General features: G+C 66.3%; 1 protein-coding gene. It reads left to right on the forward strand.

Features of this window, described 5'->3' with window-relative positions; translation table 11 throughout:
- On the forward strand, positions 1-276 hold a 276-nt coding region (locus tag AC0IYH_RS31370; protein ID WP_471838127.1), incomplete at both ends, for an ArsB/NhaD family transporter.

Raw genomic sequence — 276 nt, forward strand, 5'->3', positions numbered from 1 at the left:
CGGGCCTGACCGACCATCTGGCCGCGCTGCTCGATCGCACCGCTCAAGGCGGCGTGTGGGGCGCCGCGTTCGGCACAGGTGTGATCGCGGCCGTCCTGTCGTCGGTGATGAACAACATGCCGACCGTGCTGGTGGGGGCGCTGTCGATCGACGCCACCCACGCCACGGGCGCGATCAAGGAAGCGATGATTTATGCCAACGTCATCGGCTGCGATCTGGGTCCCAAGCTCACGCCGATCGGCTCGCTTGCGACGCTGTTATGGCTTCACGTCCTCG

It is taken from the genome of Pseudomonas sp. AC463 (assembly GCF_979253585.1).